This window comes from Agrobacterium sp. MS2 (genome assembly GCF_003261015.1).
Classification (GTDB): domain Bacteria; phylum Pseudomonadota; class Alphaproteobacteria; order Rhizobiales; family Rhizobiaceae; genus Agrobacterium; species Agrobacterium pusense.
Genome location: NZ_QLNF01000078.1, coordinates 1 through 922, shown reverse-complemented (window position 1 = coordinate 922; position 922 = coordinate 1). Strand labels below are relative to the sequence as shown.

The 922-nt window shown below is 58.0% G+C and carries 1 protein-coding gene; it reads right to left on the bottom strand.

What is annotated here, in order from left to right; translation table 11 throughout:
- Positions 1-922: polymorphic toxin-type HINT domain-containing protein (locus DOU54_RS19905; RefSeq protein WP_210206217.1), on the bottom strand; the 922-nt coding region annotated here is incomplete at both ends.

Here is a 922-nt window from a genome sequence, read left to right as displayed (position 1 = left end):
CTCTGGATTCAACTTCGAAATTGTAGACGCGAGCGGTGCGATTTCCGCGGACAATTTCAGCAACCGTCAGCGAGCCGTTGTCGTTGGCCGCTTTGAGCATTTCACCACCGTTGGCGATCGCGGTTTTTACCATTGAAGCAGACGTCGAGACAGAATCACCCTGCTTCAGGGCACCAGCCTTCACCCATTCCCCAAACGGCGTCTTGCCGCTGGATGGGAACAAACGGGCCGGCGCAACCGTGGCCGCCGCAGCATCGCCGTCCAGCGCAGCGACCAGCGTCTCGACCTTACCGTCCCAGCCCTGCGTGTGGAACGGATGCTCCGGCGTCGTTTCGATGACCTCGCGATTACCCGCTGCGTCTTCCAGTATCAGCGAAAGCGTTCCCGGCGCCTGACGGTTAAAGGTCGAAACAACCTTGCGGTAAACCTCCCCACCTGTCTTTTCATCGACCGATGCTACCAGATCGCCAACCCGAACGGCCTCTATCGGCTTGTAGCCTTCCTTGGTCAGAACCTTCGTTCCTTCAACGAACGAGTTCATGAAGCGTAGATTTGCCGGTGTGCCGCTGCTCGTTATGAACATGCTTGCGGCATCCTGGAGCTTGCAGCTCTTGGGAGCCTTCTTCGCCTTAACCTTTGCACCGCACTCCAGCGCCCATAATCCTGCCTCCACCGTATACATGGCGACATTCTCGACGGTGAAACCATCCTGTTGCGCGGTGTTAATCGCATCCAGCACCCCGGCGATACCGAAGAAGATGCAGCTCACACGGTTGCCGACCAGCGCCATCGACGTCATCGACCGAGTTGCGATGCTCGCGGTCGCACCATACTCGGCCGAGGCACTCATTCCACTTGGATCCGTCCAATTGGCGGGCGAGTTCCAGACATAGCGATAGACGTTAAGGTCACCGGCTTCGAA